We start from the raw sequence: 23,914 nt of genomic DNA, 5'->3' as shown, positions 1-23,914 counted from the left end.
TGATTTTGAATGGTTTATGAAATTTGCTCTTCCTGTATGGAGCAGGAGGGGGTAGCCGAAAACCATTTTAGAGTAGGCATCTATTTTTCAAAGCCATGAAAAAGTATTTTGTAATTGCAATCCTCGCTGTGATTGCCACCAGTTCCTACTATTGTACGAAAAAGAGTAATGAGCCGCTTGTTGCAGATCATGAAGAACATCTTGAGATTGACAAAGCCGCAACCGGCAGCGGATGCACGTGCCCTGCCGGGTATGCAAGTTGCTCGGCCGATTGTTGGTTTAGTGACTGTTGCATTTGTTGGGACCCCAAGCGCGAAACCGGCGGATGCGGTTGTTGGTTAGGTGTGTCAAGCTGTAAAACCGCACCTATTGGTTCTACGTCAGGTGCTTCAACCGCTGTAAGAACCATAAGATTTTATCCTGACCGGTTCTCAAGTTATCTTAATTACTTAAAACAATTTGGAGTAAGCACCACTGCACTATCCAATTCAATAACTACCATGAGCGCAGCCGGTCAATCCGGAGTCAATGCCAAAGGCAATTTTGTGCTTGTGAAGCCAGGAGATTACGATCAGTTTTTTGCCGCCTATGAGTCCTATATAAATACGCTTTCGAGAGAACAACAATCCGCTGTTAGCAATTATATCGCAACATTAAAATAAACATCATGACAACTACTGCTATTACTATCCGAATTAGGTTAACAATTTTGTTTTGTATTCTGTGTGCAGCACTGAATTCACAAGTTGTACTAGAAGGGAAAATCAAAGTTAAGAATGATTGGCGCCCCTATATCTACGTTGAAGAACAGGGACAGTTCAATGCGCCGCTTTTTCCGGTTGATTCTATTCGTGTTAGTAGTAGCGGTAGTTTCCATTATGTTGTGCCTCAAAACAAGATCAAATCCAGAATGATCAGATTAGGGGTTGTTCCTTTGAATTCAGGATATCAGTATTTTAAGGAAGGTATTGAGCAGAATGTTTTTTCACTAATCCTACCGCCAACTGGTAAAGTAACTATTTATGCTAACGCCGATAGCTTTTACAATTCTTCTAAAATATCGGGTGCTTCCTTGTTGAAAGACTGGACCGAGCTTCGGAGCATGAAAAATACGTTCAACCTTATTGGTTCAGAATTTATGAAAGAGAGTCAAAAGAAAATATCTGAAGAGGCAAGACGCAATTTGGTTGGTAAGTATCAGCGTAAAGTAATGAGTTTTCTACCCGAATATTCGGGAAAACTCAAACAGAAGATCATTGAAGGAAATGATGATTATCAAAAGCTTTTAGTAATGAATGATTACTATGTTACCACAATGGGTAATTTAGATTCGCTTTTCTGGTCCGATCATCTTTTGAGAATGAGTGATACCTCTATTAAAGCTATTCGTGTTTTGTTTTATCAGCTGAGGAATGTTCAATTTACACGGATTGGCATGAAACTGCCAAAGATATCAGTAAGGGATTCTAGTGGAAAGGAGTATTCAATAAGTAGTCAATTGAAGAAGATTAATATCATTGATTTCTGGGCAAGCTGGTGCAATCCCTGCCGCGTTTCAATTAGAGAACGATTACCACGATTGATTCGAAAATATTCCAGTGATAGTATCCAGTTTATTGGTATTTCTGTTGACAAGTCGGTAGAAAGTTGGAAGAAAGCTTTGATAAAAGACAAACCTTTTTGGAAACAATTAATTGACAATCAAGCGGGGCTTAGTTTTATGGAACTTTTAAAATTGAACGCATTTCCAACCATAGTGGTAGCAGATGACCAGGGCGTGATAATAAAGCAACCTGTGAATGAAGTTGAGTTGGAGGATTTTTTAGAAGAATGGATTTCAAAATTCAAAAAACCTGCCCTTCCTTAGCAAGGAACAAACGATACTAATTTCAAAACCAACTGCAAAAGGCATCGATTGTTCGGCTGGACGTCTTGCGTTCGGGTTGGGCAGGTTCTTATATTGTCCTGAAAAAAATTGCTGTGATAAGGTATAGGGCGGAGTGGTTCGGCAAAAACGGGCGCACTTTTCAATAAAATAAGGCGGTAGTTTTCAAAGGACGCGATTCGGTGTGGTTGTATCAGAGTTGGGTTCAGTTCCCAGGGTGCGTGGTCAAAAAGAAAGAAAGTTGATTGATATTGGACTTTGCCGGTTTCATAGAATATTGAAATTCTTTATTGGACGGTTATTAAAGGACATTGGACGGTCTGAGGTTGCTAATCCTTATCAATCAACTTTAGAATACAAATTTACGGGCACCCAAAACCCTGAACAAGAGCAGATTTGCCCTATTTTCCCCTTTCGGATTTTGCCCTTTTTCTCGTAAAACTTCTTGCCCTTTTTCGAAAAAGCACGCAATAAACCATCGTAAAATCCCGTTTAAAAATAGGTAACCAGTATATTCCGAAATAGTATAATTTCGTAAATCTCCTATGGTAAACATCAGAGATTTTTACCATTTTTAACGGCAAATTTTAAAACCAACCACGAAAGAAAAGCAAACCTCATGAAACGACCCGACCAGGATCCTATCATTAAAGTGGCCATTTGCGATGACCACACCCTCTTCAGAGCCGGTGTGAGAACCGCCCTGTCCGTTAAAAAGGACGTGGAACTAATTGCAGAAGCCGATAACGGTATGCAACTGCTGAACCTGCTGAAACACATCGAACCCGATGTAATTCTACTCGATATTCAAATGCCCATCATGGACGGCATCCAAACCCTGCCCGAAATTCGCAAGGTTCGCCCCGATGCCAAAGTGATCATGTTGTCGATGTACAACGACCACTCCATGATCAGCAAACTGATGGAAATCGGCGCCAATTCTTACTTAACCAAGAATTCCGACTCCGAAACCATTTACCAGGCTATCAAAACCTGCTACGAACAAGAATTCTTCTTCAACGAACTCACCAATAAGGCCCTGCTTTCCGGTATCCGCACCAAACGCAACGAACCGGTAGGCATCCAAGAAGCCAATTTGAGCGATAAAGAAGTACGTGTGCTGAAACTGATGTGCGAGGAAAAAACAACAAAGGAAATTGCAGACATCGTAGACATCAGCCCCCGCACCGTAGAAGCCATCCGCGACAAACTCAAGGTAAAAACCGGTTCAAAAAGCATGGCCGGGTTGGTCATGTACGCCGTGAAGAACGGACTGATCGATGAACCGAATTAAGTGGTAAGTTTTAAGTTTTTAGTTATAGGAAGGCCGAAGCGATGCTTCGGCTTTTTTTGTTTTGGGTGATGTCTTTTTTCTTCTCGTTCTTTGCAGCATGTCTTCCTTCATCAATTTCAACGGAGATTTACTAGCTGCCGATACCCCCATAGTAGGAGCGGCCAATAGAGGGTTGCGCTACGGCGATGGATTGTTTGAAACCATTTTGTGGACGGAAGGGGGCATGCCCTATTTTGAATTGCACCTGAACCGCTTGTTCGAGGGCTTGCAAGCCTTTCATTATACCATTCCTGCTCATTTCGATGCTCATTATCTGGAACAGCAGATCCATCGCCTCATACGTAAAAACAAATGCAGCGGGGCCGTTCGCATCCGCCTCTCGGTGTTTCGTGGTGATGGGGGCGTGTACGATCCGGTGAACCTCAACCCCAATTGGGTGATAGAGACCTACCCAATGGCTTCCCATACCATTGAACTCAATGAGAATGGTTTGATCGCCGGCATTTATTCCGGTGCCATCAAAGCAGCCGATGCCTTTTCCCAATACAAATCCGCCAATTACCAACCTTATTTGCTGGCCGCTTTTCACGCCAAACAACAAAAATTGAACGAGGCCTTGGTGTTGAACCAATGGGGCCGTATTTGTGATGCCAGTATCGCCAATGTGTTTTGGGTGGAATCGGGACGAGTCTATACCCCAGCACTGAGCGAAGGAGGCATTGCAGGGGTGATGCGCGCTCACTTGATCAAACATTCGGGCACCATTGAAGAAGAAATATTGCCGGTAGAACGCTTGATGAATGCGGAAGCCGTATTTCTGACCAATGCCGTGCGTGGCATTCGATGGGTTAAGCAAGTGGGCGACCGAGAATACGCGTTGAATGATTTCTTGAAATACTATTACAAGCTTAAACTTTTGCTCTAGTTTAATTGTTGTAAAAGCATGTCGAAATTGGCTATTTTTTGGTTCCGCAGAGACCTGCGTTTGGAAGACAATGCCGGTCTGTACCATGCCCTAAAATCGGGGCTTCCGCTTCAACCCATTTTTATTTTTGATCGAGAGATTTTAGACAAGCTAGAGGATAAAAAAGACGCGCGCGTGCATTTCATTCACCGTGTCATTACGGAATTGGACGCGCAGTTGAAAGCTTTGGGCTCCTGCTTGCGGGTGTACTATGGCAGTCCCTCAACAATTTGGCCCGAGATTCTGAAGGAGTTCGATGTGGCCAAAGTGTTTACCAACCACGATTACGAGCCTTATGCTTTGGAGCGCGATGGCTTGACCCGTTCATTGGTAGAAAAAGCCGGGGCAAGTTTTCATACGTTCAAAGATCAGGTGATCTTCGAAAAAGATGAGGTAGTGAAAGACGATTGTAAGCCCTACACTGTTTTTACGCCTTACTCAAGAAGATGGAAGGCGGCACTTAAACCTTTCTTCCTAAAATCATATCCCACTAAAAAATATTTCGAGGCCTTTCATACAGCCAAACCAACAAAGATCCCAAGTTTGGCCGACATGGGATTTGAGCCTTCGGAGATCGACATACCACCCACCGATTGGAAAGCGGAAGTGATCAAAAAATATTCGGAGCAGCGCGATTTCCCGGCAGTTCCCGGAACCTCAAGATTGGGTGTGCATTTGCGTTTCGGAACCATTAGTATTCGTCAACTCGCTCGTGAAGCCGGCGCATTGAACGAGACTTATTTGAATGAATTGATCTGGCGCGATTTCTATCATATGATTCTCTGGCATTTCCCACGCGTGGGAAAGGGCTTGGCTTTCAAACCGGATTATGATCAAATACAATGGCTGAACGATGAAGCGGCTTTTGAGAAATGGTGTAAGGGTGAAACCGGCTATCCCATTGTTGATGCAGGTATGCGCGAATTGAATGCAACAGGATATATGCACAACCGCGTGCGGATGATTGTTGCTTCTTTTCTTACCAAACACTTATTGATCGATTGGCGCTGGGGAGAAGCTTATTTCGCTCAGAAATTATTGGACTTCGATTTGGCCGCTAATAATGGTGGCTGGCAATGGGCTGCGGGCAGCGGTTGCGATGCGGCTCCTTATTTCAGAGTATTCAATCCGCAACTACAAACGCAAAAATTCGATCCGCAATTAAAGTACATACGCAAATGGGTACCCGAATTGGACTCCTTTAATTATCCAAGACCCATTGTGCAGCATGAGTTAGCGCGGAAGCGTTGTTTGGAGACTTATGCGGCTGTATTGAAGAAAGACTAGTCGATGTAATGAACGGGGCTAATGGTGAGTCCCGGATTGTTTTTCTGATAGATCTCAATTAATTGGTTGACTGCGGCTTTTCCTGAACTGCCGAGGTTGAGGGAGAAATTATTTACATACAAATCGATGTGTTGTTTCATTACATCCGGTTCCATTTCTTGTGAATGGGCTTTCACATAATCGGCCGGAGCGGGGTAGTGGTGGGCATAAGCGTATTCAATACTGGCTTTGATTTGAGCGTTTACTTTTTCCATCAATGCTGTATCCAAGCTGTTTTTTGCAACAATGCCACCGAGTGGAATGGGATTGCCGGTGGTTTCTTCCCAATAGTTACCAAGGTCTTTTATTTTGTACAATCCTTTCGATTGATAGGTGAATCGATTTTCGTGGATGATAACCCCCATGTCTGTTTTACCGGTCAAAACGGCATCTTCAATATCTGAGAAGATCATCATTTCTTTTTTAGAACATTCAGGATGAGCAAGGGAAAAGAGGAGATGAGCCGTGGTGTTTTGTCCGGGTATGGCCACTGTATATTCGGAAAGATCTGATTTTGTTAGCAGGTCGGGATTTTTAGTGATGAGCAAGGGTCCTACTCCCTTACCCAAGGCGCCGCCTGATGATAATACTTTATAAGTAGTAGTAAGCAAGGGCATTACGCCGTAACTGATTTTTGTGAAATCGAGTTTGCCTTCGAGGGCCCATTTGTTCAATTGTTGAACATCGGCCAATACCACTTCAAATTCGAGATCGGTATCAATTTTTTTATTGACCAAGGCATCGAAGATAAAAGTATCGTTGGGGCAGGGTGAGAATCCGAGCGTATATTTCTTCATAACGATTCAATGAATTTGTAGGATACAGAACTTAGGTTTTCAAGACTGGATTTAAAATCCCAATTGGCTTTGTTGCGATCACCAACTTGGTTGGAAACGGCTCTGAGTTGAAGAAAAGGGATGCCTTTTTTCAAGCAGGCGAAGTGGAAGGGGGCGCCTTCCATTGATTCAACAATTGGGCGGTACAATTGGTTCCAGGTTTGAATGTATTTGGGGTCGGTGCTAATTTGATTAACGGTTATCGCAGGTCCTTTTTGTAGGGTGTTTAAGAATGGAAGTTGAATAGGATTGGGAAGTAGTCCGTTTACATAAGGAGTTTGATTGGCTGCAAACAGGTTGAGGTCGGCTAGGGATTTAAACGCATTGTTTTCCCAAACGCCCTGGTCGGCCACTGTATCAGATTCAATCCAAACAACGGATCCATTACGTAATTGGCTATCGAAAGTGCCGGCGATACCAATTTGAAGGGCGAGATCGGGTGAATGGAGGTCCAATAGTTTTGCGATTTGGTAAGTGGATTCCATAATACCAACACCGGTTGTGTGAAACCGGATGTTGTGTGTTAAAGAACTTGTAGAAACCTTTGAGCGCAAAGGACTTAGTTCAAAATCGGTGGCGGCTACTACAAGAATATTCATGGTGCAAATATCGTTGTTTTGGGGCAGTTGTAGTTCGGGGGTGTGAAATGATATTTTTGTTTTAATTTCGAAAAGTCGAACAATTCGACAAACGTACTGTTATTTATCTAACCCACGATTTTTAGGCAACTTGGACGGCACACTTCCGTATCAGTTGTTTGACAAAACAATGTTTCTCATCTTCTTAGTGTGGTAGTAAAGAGAGAAGAAAAAGTTTCAATTGTAGTGGATAAAATTGGTAATCATGAATAAAAAGGTGGCTGTATACCGCAGAGAGCATTTCAATGCGGCGCATCGCTTGTTCAATTCTGCTTGGAATTTTGAGAAAAATCAAGCGGTATTTGGTAAATGTAATAATCCGAATTATCACGGTCACAATTATGAATTGGAAGTGAAGGTTGTAGGAGAGGTTGATCCGGAAACGGGTTATGTGATTGATATAAAAGTATTGAGTGATCTGATAAAAGAGGAAGTGTTGGATTTGTTGGATCATAAGAATTTGAATTTAGATGTACCTTATTTTTCAACGGTGAATCCGACAGCGGAAAATATCTGTATTTATATCTATGATTTATTACGAGCAAAGTTGAACCAATCGCAGGATTTGTTTGTTCGTTTGTACGAAACCGATAGGAATTACGTGGAGTTCCCAGTTCATTAACAACCTTGAATATAATTGATTATGGCATATAGAAAAATTGAGCAGTATGATGAGGCAACAACCAAGGGGTTGATTGAGCATTATACGAAAGCATTAGAATTATTAGGTGAAGACCCAACAAGAGAAGGACTCTTGAAAACACCGGAACGTATGGCAAAAGCCATGCAGTTTTTGACGCAGGGTTATGTATTGGATGCGAAAGAGATTTTGAATTCTGCAAAGTTTCATGAGAATGTTAGTGAAATGGTGATTGTAAAAGATATTGAGTTGTATAGTATGTGCGAGCACCATATGTTACCATTTTACGGTAAGGCGCATATTGCCTACATTCCGAATGGTTATATCACGGGTTTGAGTAAATTGGCGCGTGTGGTGGATGTATATTCAAGAAGATTGCAGGTTCAGGAGCGTTTGACATCGCAAATTTTGGAGGCGATCAAAGAAACACTAAACCCTATTGGTGTAGCAGTGGTGGTAGAAGCATCGCATTTGTGTATGATGATGAGAGGGGTTCAGAAGCAAAATTCAGTGACAACGACGAGTGCATTTGATGGAGAATTTCTAAAAAATTCTACCAGAATGGAGTTTTTGAAGTTGGTTGGCGTAAAGTTGCATTAACAACCATAAAATTTGGGTTAGAAGCCACAAAGATTTTGTTAGTTTAAAGTCTTTGTGGCATTTTTGTTGACTCTAAACTTTGGTAGCACTATGAAGCATGCATTTGTGTTTCCGGGACAAGGTTCTCAGTTCCCGGGTATGGCGAAAAGCTTATATGAAAATAGCGCGTTTGCGAAGAAATTGTTTGAGCAAGCAAATGAGATTTTAGGTTTTAGAATTTCTGATGTAATGTTCAATGGCAGTGAAGAAGATTTAAAACAAACAAATGTTACGCAGCCGGCGGTGTTTTTGCATTCGGTGATTGCGTATAAATCAATTGAAGGGGCGCGTCCGGATATGGTAGCGGGACATTCATTAGGAGAGTTTTCGGCATTGGTGGCGAATGGTACCTTGAGTTTTGAAGATGCCTTGCAATTGGTTTCCATTCGTGCAACGGCCATGCAGAAAGCATGTGAAGTTACACCGTCTACAATGGCGGCGGTATTGGCATTGGCGGATGAGAAAGTAGAAGAGATTTGCAAGAAGGTTTCTGAAGAGACGGGAGAAATTGTGGTTGCTGCGAATTATAATTGTCCGGGACAATTGGTGATCAGCGGATCGTTGAAAGGGGTAGAAGTAGCCTGTGAGCAGATGAAGGCGGCGGGCGCGAAAAGAGCATTGTTGTTGCCGGTGGGAGGGGCGTTTCATTCGCCTTTGATGGAGCCGGCGAAGGAGGAGTTGAAGGCAGCGATCGAGAAAACAAATTTTCATCAGCCTACGGCGCATATTTATCAGAATGTAGCTGCGAAGGCGGTGTATGATAGAGATGAGATCAAACAGAATTTGATTGATCAATTAACCGGTGCCGTTCGATGGACACAGAGTGTTCAGTCGATGGTAAAAGACGGGGCCACCAAGTTTACGGAAGTGGGTCCGGGCAAGGTGTTGCAAGGGTTGGTTTTAAAGATCGATAAAACGATGCAAGTTGAATCGGTAAATTAATAAAAAATAAAACCGTCGGAAACGACGGTTTTTTTATTGGGTGGTATTGGTGGGTATGTTTTATCGGAACGGTTTTATTGAATACGCAGATGCGACCCATAGCGGGTCGATTGGGATTGCACGTCGTTGATTGGTGCGACTGATGTGCGACCCCTACAGGGTCGTACCTCAGTGGTGCGTGATTGTAGTTACTACTGATGTTCGACCTCTACAGGTTTGTGTTACATTATTGCGTGAAAGAGTGCAACTTGTGGTGGAATTGGTTGGTGTCAATAGAGATACCACATGCGACCCCTCCGGGGTCGGGATTAATTGTTGCATTAGCTTTCTAACAACATATGACCCCTGCCGGGGTCCAGAATATGACACAGTTGGTTTTAGCAAGGTTGTTTCTTTCTTCTTACATAAGTGGCAAGGAGTTTAACAAATCGCCAATTCGGGTATTCATATTTCCGTTTCTTTAAATTGAATTGTACTTGTAATGCAACATTGATGATCAAGTTTGTTGTTTTGAATGCCCGACCCTAGAACGGTCAAATGTTGGTGGTAGCAAAGACAAGGTGGATAATTTCGACCCCTACAGGGTCGCGTCACACTCTTGCGTGATAGTGGCAACTTGTGGTGGAATTGGTTGGTGTCAATAGAGATACCACATGCGACCCCTCCGGGGTCGGGATCAATTGTTGCATTAGCTTTCTAACAACATATGACCCCTGCCGGGGTCGAGAATATTATACAATAGGTTTTAGCAAGGTTGTTTCTTTCTTCTTACATAAGTGGCAAGGAGTTTTACAAATCGCCAATTCGGGTATTCATATTTCCGTTTCTTTAAATTGAATTGTACTTGTAATGCTCCTTTGATGATCAAGTTTATTGCTTTGAATGCCCGACCCTAGAAGGGTCAAATGTTGGTAGCAGCACAGACAAGGCGGATAAGTTCGACCCCGGCGGGGTCGAATGTGTGTTTTGTATTGCGAAAAAGGATTCGCCGTTCAATTTTCAGATTTAAATTGAATTGTTCTAGTAATACACCTTAACTGATCAAGTTTATTGCTTTGAATGCCCGACCCTGGAAGGGTCAAATGTTGGTAGCAGCACAGACAAGGCGGATAAGTTCGACCCCGGCGGGGTCGAATGTGGGTTTTACATTGCGAAAAGGTTTCGCTATTCAATTTTCAGATTCCGGTTCTTCAAAAAAATCAAATAAATATCCTTCTTTAAATTCAATGTCAAATTCTTTCAGTTGCCTTTTGAATTCTTCTTTGAAATTTTCTTTTGAATGATGTTCTTTCTGATTCTTAATATAATTAATTACTCGATCACGGTCTTTTCTTGAATAAGAGAAGGCTCCATATCCTGATTGCCACCTGAAATGCTTTTTCGAAAGTCTTCTGTCATTAACAAAATTCGTAGAAGATTTCTTGACTTCGCGAACGATTTCTGCGATTGATAAATCACCTGATAAGCTCAAAAAAATGTGAATGTGATCCTTGTCGCCGTCAATAGCTAGCATTTTTTGATCTTTGTTTTGTACAATACCGGTTATGTATTTGTAGAGTTCCTCATCCCAAGAGTATTCAATCAAAGCATCGCGGTATTTCGTAGCAAAAACCAGCATGATGTCAACTTGCATAAATGTATCTGCCATATGTGTATTTTTGACAAAACTATTATTTCTCCTTCGGCATTTTTGGCTTTGAAACAACTCTAGGTTGTGTGTTACAACGAAAAAGCGAGCGCCTGAGAGGCGCTCGCTTTTTCGTTTTGGATTGTAATGAATTAAAATGAAATGGTGCAATTGATCCATTCAGGATCGAATTTGGTGGGGAACTTTTTGTAGAAATTAATGGCCGGTTCGTTCCAATCTAATACTTGCCACATCATTCCGGAAAATTTCTTTTCTTTCGCTTCTTCTATTAATCGATCGAATAACAACTTTCCAATTCCTTTCCCACGCGCTTCATTCGTAACCAAAATGTCTTCTAAATACATGCGCTGACCTTTCCATGTGCTGTACCGAATGTAGTACAGGGCAAATCCTTGAATGATCCCGTTTTCTTCGGCTACAAATGCCCACCAAACTGGATTTTCGCCAAATCCACTTTCTTGGAAATGCTCTAAACTTACCGTCACTTCTTGAGGCGCTTTCTCATAATCCGCCAATTCCTGAATCAATTGCATGATTCTCGGACAATCTTCTTTTCTTGCTCTTCTAACTGTTATGCTCATGTTTATTTTGATTTATATCCCGGTCCTCTTAATGCTTTGCCCGGTCTTTTTCCGGTGTGCTCATTGTTTCTCAATACGGCTACTCCGTTCACCCATACATCACTTACTCCTTCTGAATACTGATGTGGCTTGTCGTAGGTAGATTTGTCGTTCACTGTTGCAGGATCAAACACCACTACATCGGCATAATATCCAACTTTTAACAATCCTCTTCTCTGCAGTTTTAAATTTTTGGCCGGCAAACCAGACAACTTGTACACCGCTGTTTCCAACGGAATCAATTTCTCATCTCTCGTATATTTTCCTAATAATCGTGCAACGTTTCCATAAGCCCTCGGATGCGGATTCGCCTTCAAAAACACTCCTTTCGTTGAATACGATCCTTCATCACTTCCGAAACTTACCCATGGCAATTGAATCTGTTTTCTAATATTGTCTTCATTCATTAAGAAATACGCAACTCCCACTCTCGTGCTGTCTTGAATTATTAAATCCATGGCCGTGTTCTCCGGACTCGTGCCTCTTATTTTGGCAACCTCGGCCAATGTTTTGCCTGTGTATTTTTTTAGCGAATCTTGTTTAAATGCCAATAATAATACATGCTCGGCTCCATTCGCGCCATAGTATAAATTCTCCCAATCGGTAGCGTTAGTATTCATCGCTTTCGCCATCTCTGCACGAATCTTTGGATCTTGTAAACGTTCTCTTAATTTACCAAATCCACCGTCTTGCAATGAAGGCGGAAACGACGCGGTCATTCCCGTTGCACCTGCCGTATAATTGTACATATTAGCACTGATATCAATCCCGGCTTTACGGGCATTTTCAATCATTGCAATCACTGTATCATATTTGCCCCAATTGTCTTTTCCCGCCATCTTCAAATGGTACAATTCGCCGTGACAATTTGCGTAGCTGGAAATTTCTATCAACTCATTCAATGCTTTTTCAATATTGTTGCCCTCACTTCTCATGTGACTAATATATGAACCGCCGTATCTCGCCGCTTCTTTGGTCAACTCTTTTAATTCATTGGTGCTTGCAAAAAAGGCTGGTGGATAAATCAAAGAAGTACCGATTCCCAACGCACCTTCTTCCATTGCCGCTTTAACCAACATCCTCATGGTATCCAATTCAGCCGGAGTAGCTTGTCGATTGTCTTCTCCAATAACATAATCACGTACGGTAGTAGCTCCCAAAAATGAAGCGATATTGCAACTCACACCTCTTTTATCCATAAAATCGAGGTATCCTCCGAAGCTCGTCCAATCTACTTTGTATTTGATATCACCTTGTGAATTCTGTTCACGTTCTTTCATTTTTGGACTCAAAGGGCCCATACTGCTTCCTTCACCAAATACTTCCAATGTTACACCCTGACGAATATCACTTTCACTGTTCCCGTCTTCAATTAAGGACTCAACAGCCCAACTTAGCATATTGATGAAACCCGGACTCACTGCTTTCCCTTTCGCATCAATAGTTTCTTTTGCAGTAGCTTGTGAAAGATCGCCGATGAAAGCGATAGTGTCGGCATTGATCCCAATGTCACCTTTAACAGGCGCCGCGCCAGATCCATCATAGATCATTCCATTCTTGATAATTGTATCGTAGGTAGGTTTCGATTCGCAACCAATGATCAGGCATACAAAGGCTGCGAGAAAGAGTGAATTTCTCATGTGAAGTTGATTGATTGTTGTATAAAATGTGGCGTTATCTTAATGCCTGATCAAGATCGGCCAGAATGTCTTGCACATTTTCCATCCCAATACTCATTCTGATCAATCCATCTGTGATACCATATTTCTCACGTTGTTCTTTCGGCACGCCTGCATGGGTCATGGATGCAGGATGGCAAAGCAATGTATCACATGTACCCAAGCTTACCGTTCGGGTACAGAGTTTTAATTTATTCATCATTTTCACTCCTGCTACCAATCCATCTTTCAATTCAATGCTCATCATGGCACCCGGATGGCGCATTTGTTTCAGTGCCACTAAATGATCAGGATGCTCCGGTAATCCATTATAGTTCACTTTTGCTACAGCATCGTGAGACTGCAGAAAATGAGCAACTGCCATGGCATTATTGCAATGACGCTCCATGCGCACTTCCAATGTTTTCATGCCATTCACCAACAAGAAGGCATCGAATGAATTACTATTGCCGCCCAATAAACGATGAATTTTAGTAGCATGCGTTTTCATGAACTCAATGTTCCTACCTAATAGAATTCCTCCAATGATAGTGCCGTGCCCATTCAAAAATTTTGTAGTTGAGTGCACTACGAAATCAACTCCAAATTTGAATGGTTGCTGAAGATAAGGTGTAGCGAACGTGTTATCGCAGGCTACTATTTTCCCGTATTTTTTAGCGAGTTTAGTCAGTTCTTCAATATCTACACATTGAATGGTAGGATTGGCCGGTGTTTCCAGATACAGCATTTTGATTGCCGGATCTTGTTGAAGGGCTTCTTCGGCTTTGTTCAAATCGCGAAGGTCTACAATAGTAGATTGAACGCCTGTTTCAGGCAACAAGCGATTGAGGATTTCTTGAGTGCCGCCATAGAGTGAAAAATGGCTCAGCACTTTATCACCTTGTTTCAGATTGGCTAGAAAAAGTGTTGATATTGCGGCCATACCCGATGCGTGCAAAATTCCTTTTACTTCAAAATCGAGTCCAAAGGTTTCCATTGCGGCAATTTTGTCTTCTGCCTCTGTCATAGTGGGGTTGCCCCATCTGCTATAAATGTATCCTTCTTCTTGTCCGCTGAAACGTCGCATTCCTTGTTCTGCCGTATCAAAAACATAGGTAGAGGCTGCATATATGGGTGTTAAATGCGCATAGTTGGGGTCCTGAACATGTCCGCCATGAATGGCCAAAGAGCTAAAGCCTGAAATTGGAAAATTCTTATCCATAGTCACTGTTTTTTTGCCGATATTTAGTAAATCTAATCTGCTACCAAATTTAACCTATTTCGATTAGTTGCCATCGAGAATAAATCCACAGTTTTAAAGAAGCAACATGAAAGAATTATTAGAAAATTATTCGGCCTATAATGTTTGGGCCAATCAAAAACTAACCGAAAAAATAGGGTCTTTATCTCCCGAACTTCAAACTAAAGAGATGGTCTCTAGTTTCCCAAGTTTGCATAAAACCTTGCTCCATATGTGGGACGCTGAAACTGTTTGGTGGCAGCGCATTCGATTGGTTGAGCAACCTGTTTTTCCTAGCGTTCAATTTTCGGGCGACACTAGCGAGTTGATGCAGGCGCTTAACGCTCAATCGAAACAATGGCAGCAATGGATTCAACATGCTAGCATGGCGGCTTTGCATCATGTAATTCTCTATCACAATGTAAAAAGGGAGCCGGTTAAAATGCAGGTGGGGCAAATTGCACAGCATGTGATGAATCATGGAACTTACCATCGCGGTCAACTCGTTACAATGCTTCGAATGTTGAATATAGAGAAGCTACCTCAAACAGACTATTCGCTGTGGGTTCAAAAGTTTCGGAAATAAAAAAGCTCCTTTTCAGGAGCTTTTCGTTGATATTCTTTAAATCGACCATTTAATTAGTGTAGCACCCCAAGTGAATCCACCACCAAAAGCAGCTAACACAATTTTGTCGCCTTTTTTCAATTGATTTTGCCATTCCCATAAGCAAAGAGGGATGGTAGCAGCGGTTGTATTTCCGTAACGTTGAATATTGAGCATTACTTTATCTTGACTCAAGCCCATTCTATTGGCTGTAGCATCGATAATTCTTTTGTTTGCTTGGTGAGGAACCAACCAGGCAATGTCTTCTCCCGTTAAATTGTTTTTTTCGAGCAATTCAGCGGCTACATCGGCCATTCCTTTTACTGCGAATTTGAATACAGATTGACCTTCTTGGTAAGCGAAGTGTTCTTTATTGGTAACGGTTTCAATAGAGGCGGGGCGAAGTGAACCACCGGCTTTCATATTGAGGAACTGACTTCCGCTTCCATCAGTCTTCAAGATGCTATCGAGAATTCCATAACCTTCTTCGCTGGGTTCCAACAGAACGGCACCGGCCCCATCTCCAAAAAGTACACAAGTATTTCGATCGGTATAATCTACAATGGCACTCATTTTATCGGCACCTACAACTACTACTTTTTTAAAGCGACCGCTTTCAATTAAGGAAGCACCTGTGGTAAGAGCGAACAAAAAACCGGAACATGCTGCGGCCAAATCGAAGCCCCAAGCATTTTTTGCCCCAAGTTTATGACAGGTGAGATTGGCTGTTGCGGGGAAAACCATGTCGGGGGTAACGGTGGCAACAATCAAGCAATCAATTTCTTCGGCACTAATACCCCGTTTTTTGAGAAGTTCTTGAACAGCCGGAACTGCCATATCGGAAGTGGCCAATCCGGGAGTTTTCAAAATTCTGCGTTCTTCGATACCTGTTCTTGTGCGAATCCATTCGTCGTTGGTATCAACCATTTTCTCTAAATCGGCATTCGTAAGCTTGTCTTCCGGAACATATCCACCCACTGCTGTAATGGCGGCTGTAATTTTTTGGCTCATGCAGAAATACTTTAGATTGGGGCACAAATTTAGTTTTTAATATCGAGATTTGAGAATATTGGCATTAATTTGGTTTACAAGGGCTTATCTCTTTTTAGGAGATAAGCGAATCAAATTCGCGCGAACTACTTATTTTCGTTGGTATGATTGCATTTGTTAAGGGAAAGTTTGTTCAAAAAACTCCAGCCCATTTGATTGTTGACGTACAAGGTGTTGGTTATGAGTTACATATAAGCCTCAACACGTATGAAGCCATTCAAGGTAAGGAAGAAGGACTACTCTATACCTATCTACAAATAAAGGAGGATGCACATGTTTTGTTCGGTTTTTCGGAACCGGCTGAAAAAGAGCTGTTTATACATTTGATAAGTGTTTCGGGAGTGGGTGCAGCAACGGCTAGGATGATGTTGTCTTCGGTTAAGCCTGACGAATTGATAAAAATCATCGTACATGGCAATACCGCGCAGTTGGAAAAGATCAAAGGGATCGGTAAAAAAACGGCGGAAAGAATTGTGTTGGAATTAAAAGATAAGTTGGCCAAAATGGGACCAACAACAAATATTTCTCCATTGATAAACAATACATTGGATCAAGATGCGTTAAATGCATTAGTCGCTCTTGGCATTGGTCGTTCGGCCGCTGAGCAAGCTGTAAAAAGGGTACTTACAGCCGAGCCCGGTAACAGCCAAGTAGAAGACATCATCAAGAAAGCTTTAAAACTAATTTAAGCCTATCGGAACGGATTTCTACCTAACTAATTCTAGGGAAAAGATTGTTTTTGACTAAAGAGATAATAGGATTGTACATACGGTATATGGCCGTGGTATGCCTGCTATGTACTGTTGCGTTACAGTCCAAAGCAGGTCATTTTCGTGATACCACCGATCCTAAGGGTGTTGATACACTGAAGTTTCCCATTCACGATCGTTTAGGCGATCCGTTTAGTAACCCCGGTAGAGGGCCCATTGATCTTCGCCGACCCGCAAACATCACCGATTCTATTGTGTACGACCCCACCACTCGTACTTACTATATCATTGAAAAAGTTGGTTCCAAGTACTATCGCAAACCTACTGCGATGAGTTTTGAAGATTTTCAACGCCTCCAAGCACGGAAAGCTGAGATTGAATATTTTCAGAAAAGAGCGAGTGTGTTGAGCGACTTGAACCGCAAAAATGCCCGCCCCAAATTAACAGCCTACCCAAGTTTGTTCAATCGCATGTTTGGGGGTGATGCCAATGGATTACCCAAAGTAGACATTCGCCCGCAAGGGGATGTGACCATCATTGCAGGTTATCAGGGGCAAAACATCAAGAACCCTGCACTTCCTGAAAGAGCTAGAAGAAACGGGGGATTTGATTTTGATATGAATGCGAATATCAGCGTACTCGGTAATATTGGCGATAAATTGAAGCTTCCTATCAATTACAATACCCAGGCGAATTTCAATTTTGAGAATCAATTAAAGCTTGATTACGCAGGTAAGAATGATGAAATTATCAAACGCATTGAAGCGGGTAACATCAATTTCGCAACCAAGAGTACATTGATACAAGGTGCACAACAATTGTTTGGTGTGAAAACCCAATTGCAGTTCGGTCGATTGTTTGTAACAGCAGCCTTAGCGAATCAAAGTTCTACCCGCCAAAGTGTGGCCTTACAAGGCGGTGCCACCAATTCTTATTTTGAATTCAAGGCAGATGATTACGAAGAAAATCGTCACTTCTTATTAGCACAGTATTTCCGTCAGAATTTTAATAAGGCCATGAAGGATGTGCCAAAAGTGAATGCACAGGTGCAAATCCTTCGTATGGAAGTTTGGGTAACCAACAGAAACGGATCTACTACCGAAACCAGAGATGTGGTTGGTTTGATGGACTTGGGTGAACGAAATCCTTATAGCCCTAGCATTACTTCACTAACAAATACGCCCTATCCATACAACGATGCGAACACACTTTATCGGAGCATTGTTAACGATCCCGGAAGCAGAAGTTCTTCTCAAATAGTAGGAAAGCTGAATGCACTTGGATTGAAACAGGTGCAAGACTTCGAAAAGACATTTGCCAGAAAGTTGAATCCTTCAGAGTATTCGTTCAATCCGTTGATCGGATTTTTGAGTTTAAATCAACCCTTGCAAGCAGATGAGGTTTTGGGGGTAGCTTTTCAATACACCTACAATGGTAAAGTATATACAGTGGGTGAATTTTCACAGGATGTAACGCCTGATACTACTGCGAATACCATTGCTACAGGTCAACAAAAGGTATTGTTCCTGAAATTATTAAAAGCCACCTCTCAGCGAACCAATTTGCCTTTGTGGGATTTGATGATGAAGAACGTTTATTCATTGAAGACCAAAGATGGAGGGATTCTTACCAATATTCAATCGGCAGATTTCAAACTGAACGTGCTTTATGAACAACCTAGTTTAGGACAAAAGCGCTATTTACCGGAAGGTGATAAGACCGGTGTTCCTTTAATCAATGTATTGAATTTGGATCGATTGAATACAAGGAATGATCCATTGCCCGATGGAGTGTTTGACTATTTGGAAGGATACACCGTGCAATCGCAACAAGCTAGAATCATCTTCCCTTTCCTGGAACCTTTTGGGCGGGATTTGGATTCAGTAGCGTTTAAGAACAGTCCTCAGTCGCTGAAAGATAAATATGTGTACTATCCATTGTACGATACCATTAAGGAGATCGCTAAAACCTTCGCCAATTTGGATCGATACATTATTAGTGGGTATGCGAAGGGAAGTGCGTCTTCTGAGATTTCGTTGGGTGCTTTTAATGTGCCACAAGGGTCAGTTACTGTAACTGCGGGTGGACAAGTATTAAAGGAAAACGTAGACTATACCATTGATTATAATTTAGGAAGTGTTCGAATCATCAATAGCGCTATACTAAGTTCAGGTGTTCCTATTAATGTGAGTTTTGAAAACAATGCCGGTTTTGGTATTCAGCAACGAAACTTCATGGGATTGCGGTTAGACTACAACGCCATCACTTCCGCTACTCGCAACTTAACCATTGGTGGTACGATTGAGCGTTTGGGCGAACGTCCTTTCTTTACAAAAACCAACTACAATGAGGATCCGATTCGCAACACCATGTACGGATTGGATTTCAATTACAATACACAAGCACCGCGCATTACTCGGTTACTTGATAAATTGCCGTTCTACTCTACAAGAGAGATGAGTACGGTTACCGCTTTTGGAGAAGTAGCCATGCTGAAGCCCGGTCACCCACCTCAAATTGGAAAAGGCAGTAGTGGATTGATTTTTATTGATGATTTTGAGGGAAGTAGAAACTCTATTGATCTTCGTTTCCCATTGGTGTATTGGGGATTGGCCAGTACGCCACAAAACAATGGCTTGTTTCCAGAATCAGCTTTGAAAGATTCTTTGGATTATGGGTTCAACCGTGCTAAAATTGCATGGTATAATATTGAACCTGTATTGCAAGATAGAAGAAATGCTAACAATCCTGTACGCACATACGAAAACTTCTTAGATCCACGTGTACGATCTGTAAACGTAACTCAAATTTATCCGAATAGAACTCCTGACTTTGGTCAAGCACAGTTAGTAACCTTTGACTTGGCTTATTACCCAACTGATAAAGGCCCGTACAATTTTGATTCTCGTATTGGCAGTGTTACTCCTGATGGAAAACTTCTAAATCCCAAAACCAGATGGGGAGGGATTATGCGTGGTATTGATCAGGTTGACTTTGAAACAGGTAACGTAGAGTACATTGAGTTTTGGGTACAAGATCCGTTCCTAATGAACCCAAGCAGCAGCGGTGGTCAATTGTATTTTAACTTGGGTAATATTTCAGAGGATATTTTAAGAGATGGTAAACGCTTTTTTGAGAATGGAATAAGTGGTGCTAATACAAGGGCTGCTGAAGATTCCACCGGAGTATGGGGAAAAGTGCCTGCCAATCCGTTGCAAGTAACACAAGCATTCAGTAATGATCCTGCAGATCGTCCTTTGCAAGATGCCGGACTAGACGGGTTGACAAATGAAGCGGAGTTAAGAAAATTCAAATCCTATTTGGACAAATTGGCTGCCAATTTTGGGGTTAACTCCAATATTTACAAAAGAGCGGCTGAGGATCCGGCTAATGATGATTTTAAGAATTATCGTGATGCAACTTATGATCAAAGTCAAACTAAGATATTAGGTAGATACAAAGATATTAATAGCCCACAAGGCAACTCGCCCGTAGCTACAGCCAATCAACAATTTGTAAGTGCTTTTACATTGTATCCTGATCAAGAAGAATTCAATAGGGACAATACGCTAAACGAATTAGAAGAGTATTTCCAGTATAAAATTGAGATGCAACCCAACTCAAGTCCTTTGATGCAGGTTGGTACCAACTTTATTACTGACAAGAGAGAATTTACACCAAGCGGTGGTAGTTTGGAAAGATGGTATTTGTTTAGAGTACCTATCAAACAATACGAGAAAAAAGTGGGTGATATTCCCGATTTCAAGTCCATTCGATTTATCCGTATGTTTTTGAGCGGTTTCGAAGATTCAGTGGTGATGCGTTTTGCAAAACTAGAACTCGTTCGAAACAACTGGCGGAAGTTCAACTATGAGTTGGATACTGCCGGTCAATACATTTCTATTCCGACCAACTCAACAACCAGTTTCAATCAGTTAGCAGTTAACATTGAAGAGAACAGCAGCCGCAACCCTATTGTTTATAAAACACCTCCGGGGGTTGTTCGTCAGCAACAGTTGAGTAATAATAACGTGAACGTGTTGTTGAATGAGCAAAGCTTGAGCATGCAGATTTGTGATTTGAAGCAAACTGAAGTACGTGGGGTGTTCAAAAATATGAACCTGGATTTGCGTCAGTATTCAAAGATGCAGATGTATTGGCATGCGGAGTCTAAGAACTCCAGTACCGACATTAAGAATGGTGACATGTATGCTGTGATGCGATTGGGAAATGATTTGATCAACAACTACTATGAAATTCGGATTCCTCTTACAGTTACGCCATGGAATACATCGGATGCAAACTTAATTTGGCCTGCTGCCAACGAGATCGATATTGATCTTTCCGTTTTAACATCTATTAAAACCAAGCGTAATAGTTCAGCGAATCCTTCTATTTACTATCGAGAGGTGGAGGCTAGTGGCCGTGAGATTGCTATTTATGGAAATCCAAACCTTGGCGAAGTTCGCGTATCTTTCTTAGGGGTTGAAAATAGAAAGCGCGAGTCTGTTTGTACAGAAGTATGGGTGAATGAGTTGCGCTTGAGTGGATTGAATGAATCGCCCGGTTGGGCTGCATTGGGCAGAGTTGATATTAAATTGGCTGATTTAGGTACCCTGTATATTTCAGGAAGTGCACACAGTGCCGGATGGGGTACCATTGATCAACGTGTGAATCAACGTTCAAGAGAAAATTACAACCAATTTGATGTTGCTACGAATTTAGAATTAGGCAAATTGGTTCCAAAAGAGGCCGGGATGTCAATTCCTATGTATGCCAGCGTTCAAAGAACCATGTCGTCTCCTCAATACGATCCATATGATTTGGATCTGAAGTTGAAAGATAAGATCAATGGCGCGCCAAGTTCGCAACGCGATTCAATTCGCAATGATGCGGTAGATGTGAAGACGATCAAGACCGTGAGCTTTACCAATGTGAAGAAGAATAATACGAATGGCAAGAAACAACAGATTTGGAGCGTCGAGAATATTGACGTTAGTTACACGTATTATAAAGAGGAGCAGCATAATCCGCTGATAGAAAGTAATGAAGTAATTCGTCATAGAGCCGGTATTGGATACAACTATACATCGAATCCCAAATTCTGGGAGCCTACCAAAAAATTGTTCAAGTCGAACAGTCCTTGGTTGAGTTTGATCCGCGACTTGAATTTCAATCCCAATCCATCCTTGTTAGGATTTAGGGCCGATATGAACCGTCAGTTCGGAACCTACCGTCCTCGAAATGTGGGTGGTCCGAAAGGTGGATTGCCGGAGACTTACGACAAATACTTCACTTTTGATCGAGTATACAATTTGCGTTGGGATCTAACCAAGAGCATCAACGTAGATTATACATCTACTAATAAGGCTTGGGTAGATGAAGATACCGGTAGACTAGACAAAGCAGAAAAGAAGAACATGTGGAGCAATTTCTGGAAAGGAGGAAGAACGATACTTTTCAACCAGAATGCAACTTTAAGCTATACTTTCCCAACATCAAAAGTCCCCATGTTGGATTGGACCTCTATTCGTGCAAGTTATAATGCCACCATGACTTGGACTGGGGCTTCTTTAATTGCTAGAGAATATGGCAATACTCTTGGTAATACACAGGCTAAAACCTTGAATGGTGAGTTTGATTTCAATAGATTGTATTCCAAGTCTCGCTGGTTAAGAGCCCTTGATGCCGATGCGCCGCCTCCAACGGGTGATAAGCCGAAATCAGATACAGCCAAAAAACGCAAACGTGATCCCAATGAACCGATTGAACTGAGTACTGCAGTGAAAATTGTTGGTCGATTCATTACTTCCATTAAACGGGTAACGGTAAACTATTCAGAGAATGCTGCAACCACTATCTATGGATATACTGATAGTACAAGAGCATTGGGTATGAACTTTAAATCGAATGCACCCGGATTTGGATTCGCTTTTGGCCAGCAGCCTGATAGTAACTTTATCAATAACCTCGCTTCAAGAGGACTATTGACAGGGGACCCTAATTTCAACTTCCTGAATAGACAAGATTATAGTCAGAAGTTGACCATAAATGCGCAATTGATTCCTTTCAGAGATTTTACGATTGATTTGAATTTGGAAAAATCATTCGGTAAGAGTTATTCTGAATTGTATAAAGATACATTAGGTTATAGCGGTAAGTTTTCTCGATTGAGCCCTTATGCAGGTGGTAGCTTTAGTGTTACCTTTATATCTTTTCAAACCTTGTTCCGCAAAACAGGTACCAATGAAGTGTCACAAACCTTTAAGGAGTTTGAAGCAAATCGTTCGATCATTGCTCAACGATTGGCTTTGTTGAATAAATATTCCCAAGACGCATTCGGTAATCCTATTTCCACGGGCGATGGTTATTATAAAGGCTATGGAAAATACTCTCAAGATGTAATATTGCCTGCGTTTATTTCTGCTTATACCAAGAAGGATCCAAAATCTGTTGCCTTGGTAGAACAGTCGAACCCAAATACGAAGAGCAATCCTTTTAAAGGATATTTGCCGCTTCCAAACTGGAGAATCACTTATAATGGCTTGACACGTATTCCTGGCATGGAACGCATTTTTAGTAATTTCTCTGTTTCTCATGGATACAACAGTACCCTGAGTATGAATAGTTTCAATTCTTCATTGTTGTTTGAAGATCCATTGAGAATTGGCTATCCGAGCTTTATTGATACACTCACCGGTAATTATATTCCATTCTTCTTAGTGCCAAACGTAACCATTAGCGAGCGTTTTGAGCCTTTGATAGACGTTGACATGCAGTTTACCAATCAGGTTACTGCACGTGTTGAATACAAGAAGTCAAGAACGCTGAGTTTAAGTATGATCGATTTCCAATTAAGTGAAAACGTTTCCACAGAAATTGGAGTTGGAGCAGGTTGGAGAAAGAGAGGCCTGTTCAGTTTCATTAAATGGAAAGGTAAGCCATTGGACAACGATGCTTCCTTCCGATTAGACTTTAGTGTCCGAGATGATGCTACCGCCAATAGCCGACTGGATCAAACTACTTCATTGCCAACCTCAGGTCAAAAAGTAGTATTTATTAACCCGTCAGTTGACTATGTAATCAGCAATCGTGTTAGTATCAAACTCTATTTTGAACAAAGAAGAGTAGAGCCGAAAATTTCTACTGCACCTCCTATTACCAACACAAAAGGCGGCGTTCAGATACGAATAAGCTTAGCACAATAGTAAAAACGACAA

Annotated in this window: 18 protein-coding genes; 11 read left to right on the top strand and 7 right to left on the bottom strand. The window is 41.7% G+C overall.

The features are described 5' to 3' along the window. Nucleotides 1-95 precede the first annotated feature (95 nt). The 5 genes from ACQ2HE_RS09045 (at nt 96) to ACQ2HE_RS09025 (ending at nt 5,430) form a co-directional block, all read left to right on the top strand. Nucleotides 96-662: a hypothetical protein gene (locus tag ACQ2HE_RS09045; protein ID WP_430898391.1), complete on the top strand. Its 567-nt coding sequence runs from the start codon at nt 96-98 to the stop codon at nt 660-662. 5 nt (nt 663-667) lie between these two features. Continuing rightward, a complete protein-coding gene (locus tag ACQ2HE_RS09040) occupies nt 668-1,867 on the top strand; it encodes a TlpA family protein disulfide reductase (protein WP_430898393.1) in 1,200 nt (399 codons plus the stop codon). Between the two features lie 637 nt (nt 1,868-2,504). Further along, nucleotides 2,505-3,179 (top strand): response regulator, encoded by a 675-nt coding sequence (locus ACQ2HE_RS09035; RefSeq protein ID WP_430898395.1) that lies wholly within the window; start codon nt 2,505-2,507, stop codon nt 3,177-3,179. 97 nt (nt 3,180-3,276) lie between these two features. Further along, on the top strand, nt 3,277-4,104 hold the full coding sequence (locus ACQ2HE_RS09030) for an aminotransferase class IV (RefSeq protein ID WP_430898397.1): 828 nt from the start codon (nt 3,277-3,279) through the stop codon (nt 4,102-4,104). A gap of 18 nt (nt 4,105-4,122) precedes the next feature. Beyond that, on the top strand, nt 4,123-5,430 hold the full coding sequence (locus ACQ2HE_RS09025; RefSeq protein WP_430898399.1) for a cryptochrome/photolyase family protein: 1,308 nt from the start codon (nt 4,123-4,125) through the stop codon (nt 5,428-5,430). Here the strand turns inward: ACQ2HE_RS09025 and ACQ2HE_RS09020 are convergent. Beyond that, the gene (locus ACQ2HE_RS09020; protein ID WP_430898401.1) at nt 5,427-6,266 is read right to left on the bottom strand and encodes a 1,4-dihydroxy-6-naphthoate synthase; all 840 of its coding nucleotides are present in this window, start codon (nt 6,264-6,266) and stop codon (nt 5,427-5,429) included. The genes ACQ2HE_RS09025 and ACQ2HE_RS09020 overlap by 4 nt on opposite strands. Next, on the bottom strand, nt 6,263-6,904 hold the full coding sequence (gene mqnB, locus ACQ2HE_RS09015; protein WP_430898403.1) for a futalosine hydrolase: 642 nt from the start codon (nt 6,902-6,904) through the stop codon (nt 6,263-6,265). The genes ACQ2HE_RS09020 and mqnB overlap by 4 nt, the downstream gene beginning before the upstream one ends. 244 nt (nt 6,905-7,148) lie before the next feature. On the opposite strand from mqnB, the gene ACQ2HE_RS09010 reads away from it, so the two are divergent. From ACQ2HE_RS09010 to fabD, 3 genes are all read left to right on the top strand, one after another. Further along, a complete protein-coding gene (locus ACQ2HE_RS09010) occupies nt 7,149-7,565 on the top strand; it encodes a 6-pyruvoyl trahydropterin synthase family protein (RefSeq protein WP_430898404.1) in 417 nt (138 codons plus the stop codon). Between the two features lie 21 nt (nt 7,566-7,586). Beyond that, nucleotides 7,587-8,183: a GTP cyclohydrolase I FolE gene (gene folE, locus ACQ2HE_RS09005; RefSeq protein ID WP_430898406.1), complete on the top strand. Its 597-nt coding sequence runs from the start codon at nt 7,587-7,589 to the stop codon at nt 8,181-8,183. A gap of 90 nt (nt 8,184-8,273) precedes the next feature. Continuing rightward, nucleotides 8,274-9,164 (top strand): ACP S-malonyltransferase, encoded by an 891-nt coding sequence (fabD, locus tag ACQ2HE_RS09000; protein ID WP_430898408.1) that lies wholly within the window; start codon nt 8,274-8,276, stop codon nt 9,162-9,164. A 1,168-nt stretch (nt 9,165-10,332) separates the two neighbouring features. Here the strand turns inward: fabD and tnpA are convergent. The 4 genes from tnpA to ACQ2HE_RS08980 form a co-directional block, all read right to left on the bottom strand. Beyond that, nucleotides 10,333-10,812: an IS200/IS605 family transposase gene (gene tnpA / locus ACQ2HE_RS08995; RefSeq protein WP_430898410.1), complete on the bottom strand. Its 480-nt coding sequence runs from the start codon at nt 10,810-10,812 to the stop codon at nt 10,333-10,335. 131 nt (nt 10,813-10,943) lie between these two features. Further along, nucleotides 10,944-11,393 (bottom strand): GNAT family N-acetyltransferase, encoded by a 450-nt coding sequence (locus tag ACQ2HE_RS08990; protein ID WP_430898412.1) that lies wholly within the window; start codon nt 11,391-11,393, stop codon nt 10,944-10,946. Nucleotides 11,394-11,395: 2 nt separating this feature from the next. After that, nucleotides 11,396-13,072, bottom strand: coding sequence for an N-acyl-D-amino-acid deacylase family protein (locus ACQ2HE_RS08985; protein WP_430898413.1), 1,677 nt, complete (start codon nt 13,070-13,072; stop codon nt 11,396-11,398). Between the two features lie 34 nt (nt 13,073-13,106). After that, on the bottom strand, nt 13,107-14,312 hold the full coding sequence (locus tag ACQ2HE_RS08980) for a trans-sulfuration enzyme family protein (RefSeq protein ID WP_430898414.1): 1,206 nt from the start codon (nt 14,310-14,312) through the stop codon (nt 13,107-13,109). 106 nt (nt 14,313-14,418) lie between these two features. On the opposite strand from ACQ2HE_RS08980, the gene ACQ2HE_RS08975 reads away from it, so the two are divergent. Then, the gene (locus tag ACQ2HE_RS08975; protein ID WP_430898416.1) at nt 14,419-14,916 is read left to right on the top strand and encodes a DinB family protein; all 498 of its coding nucleotides are present in this window, start codon (nt 14,419-14,421) and stop codon (nt 14,914-14,916) included. Nucleotides 14,917-14,952: 36 nt separating this feature from the next. Here the strand turns inward: ACQ2HE_RS08975 and ACQ2HE_RS08970 are convergent, their stop codons facing one another. Beyond that, the gene (locus ACQ2HE_RS08970; protein WP_430898418.1) at nt 14,953-15,945 is read right to left on the bottom strand and encodes a beta-ketoacyl-ACP synthase III; all 993 of its coding nucleotides are present in this window, start codon (nt 15,943-15,945) and stop codon (nt 14,953-14,955) included. Nucleotides 15,946-16,088: 143 nt separating this feature from the next. On the opposite strand from ACQ2HE_RS08970, the gene ruvA reads away from it, so the two are divergent. Together ruvA and sov are read left to right on the top strand one after the other, a co-directional pair. Then, nucleotides 16,089-16,673 (top strand): Holliday junction branch migration protein RuvA, encoded by a 585-nt coding sequence (ruvA, locus tag ACQ2HE_RS08965; protein ID WP_430898420.1) that lies wholly within the window; start codon nt 16,089-16,091, stop codon nt 16,671-16,673. Nucleotides 16,674-16,723: 50 nt separating this feature from the next. Beyond that, nucleotides 16,724-23,902, top strand: a complete 7,179-nt coding sequence (gene sov / locus ACQ2HE_RS08960) for a T9SS outer membrane translocon Sov/SprA (protein WP_430898422.1) — start codon at nt 16,724-16,726, stop codon at nt 23,900-23,902. Nucleotides 23,903-23,914: the final 12 nt, after the last annotated feature.

The organism is Endoryza foliicola, assembly GCF_050589245.1.
GTDB classification, from domain to species: Bacteria; Bacteroidota; Bacteroidia; order Chitinophagales; family Chitinophagaceae; genus Endoryza; species Endoryza foliicola.
Note: the sequence above shows the minus strand (reverse complement) of the source record. Positions and strands in the feature narration are given on the sequence as shown.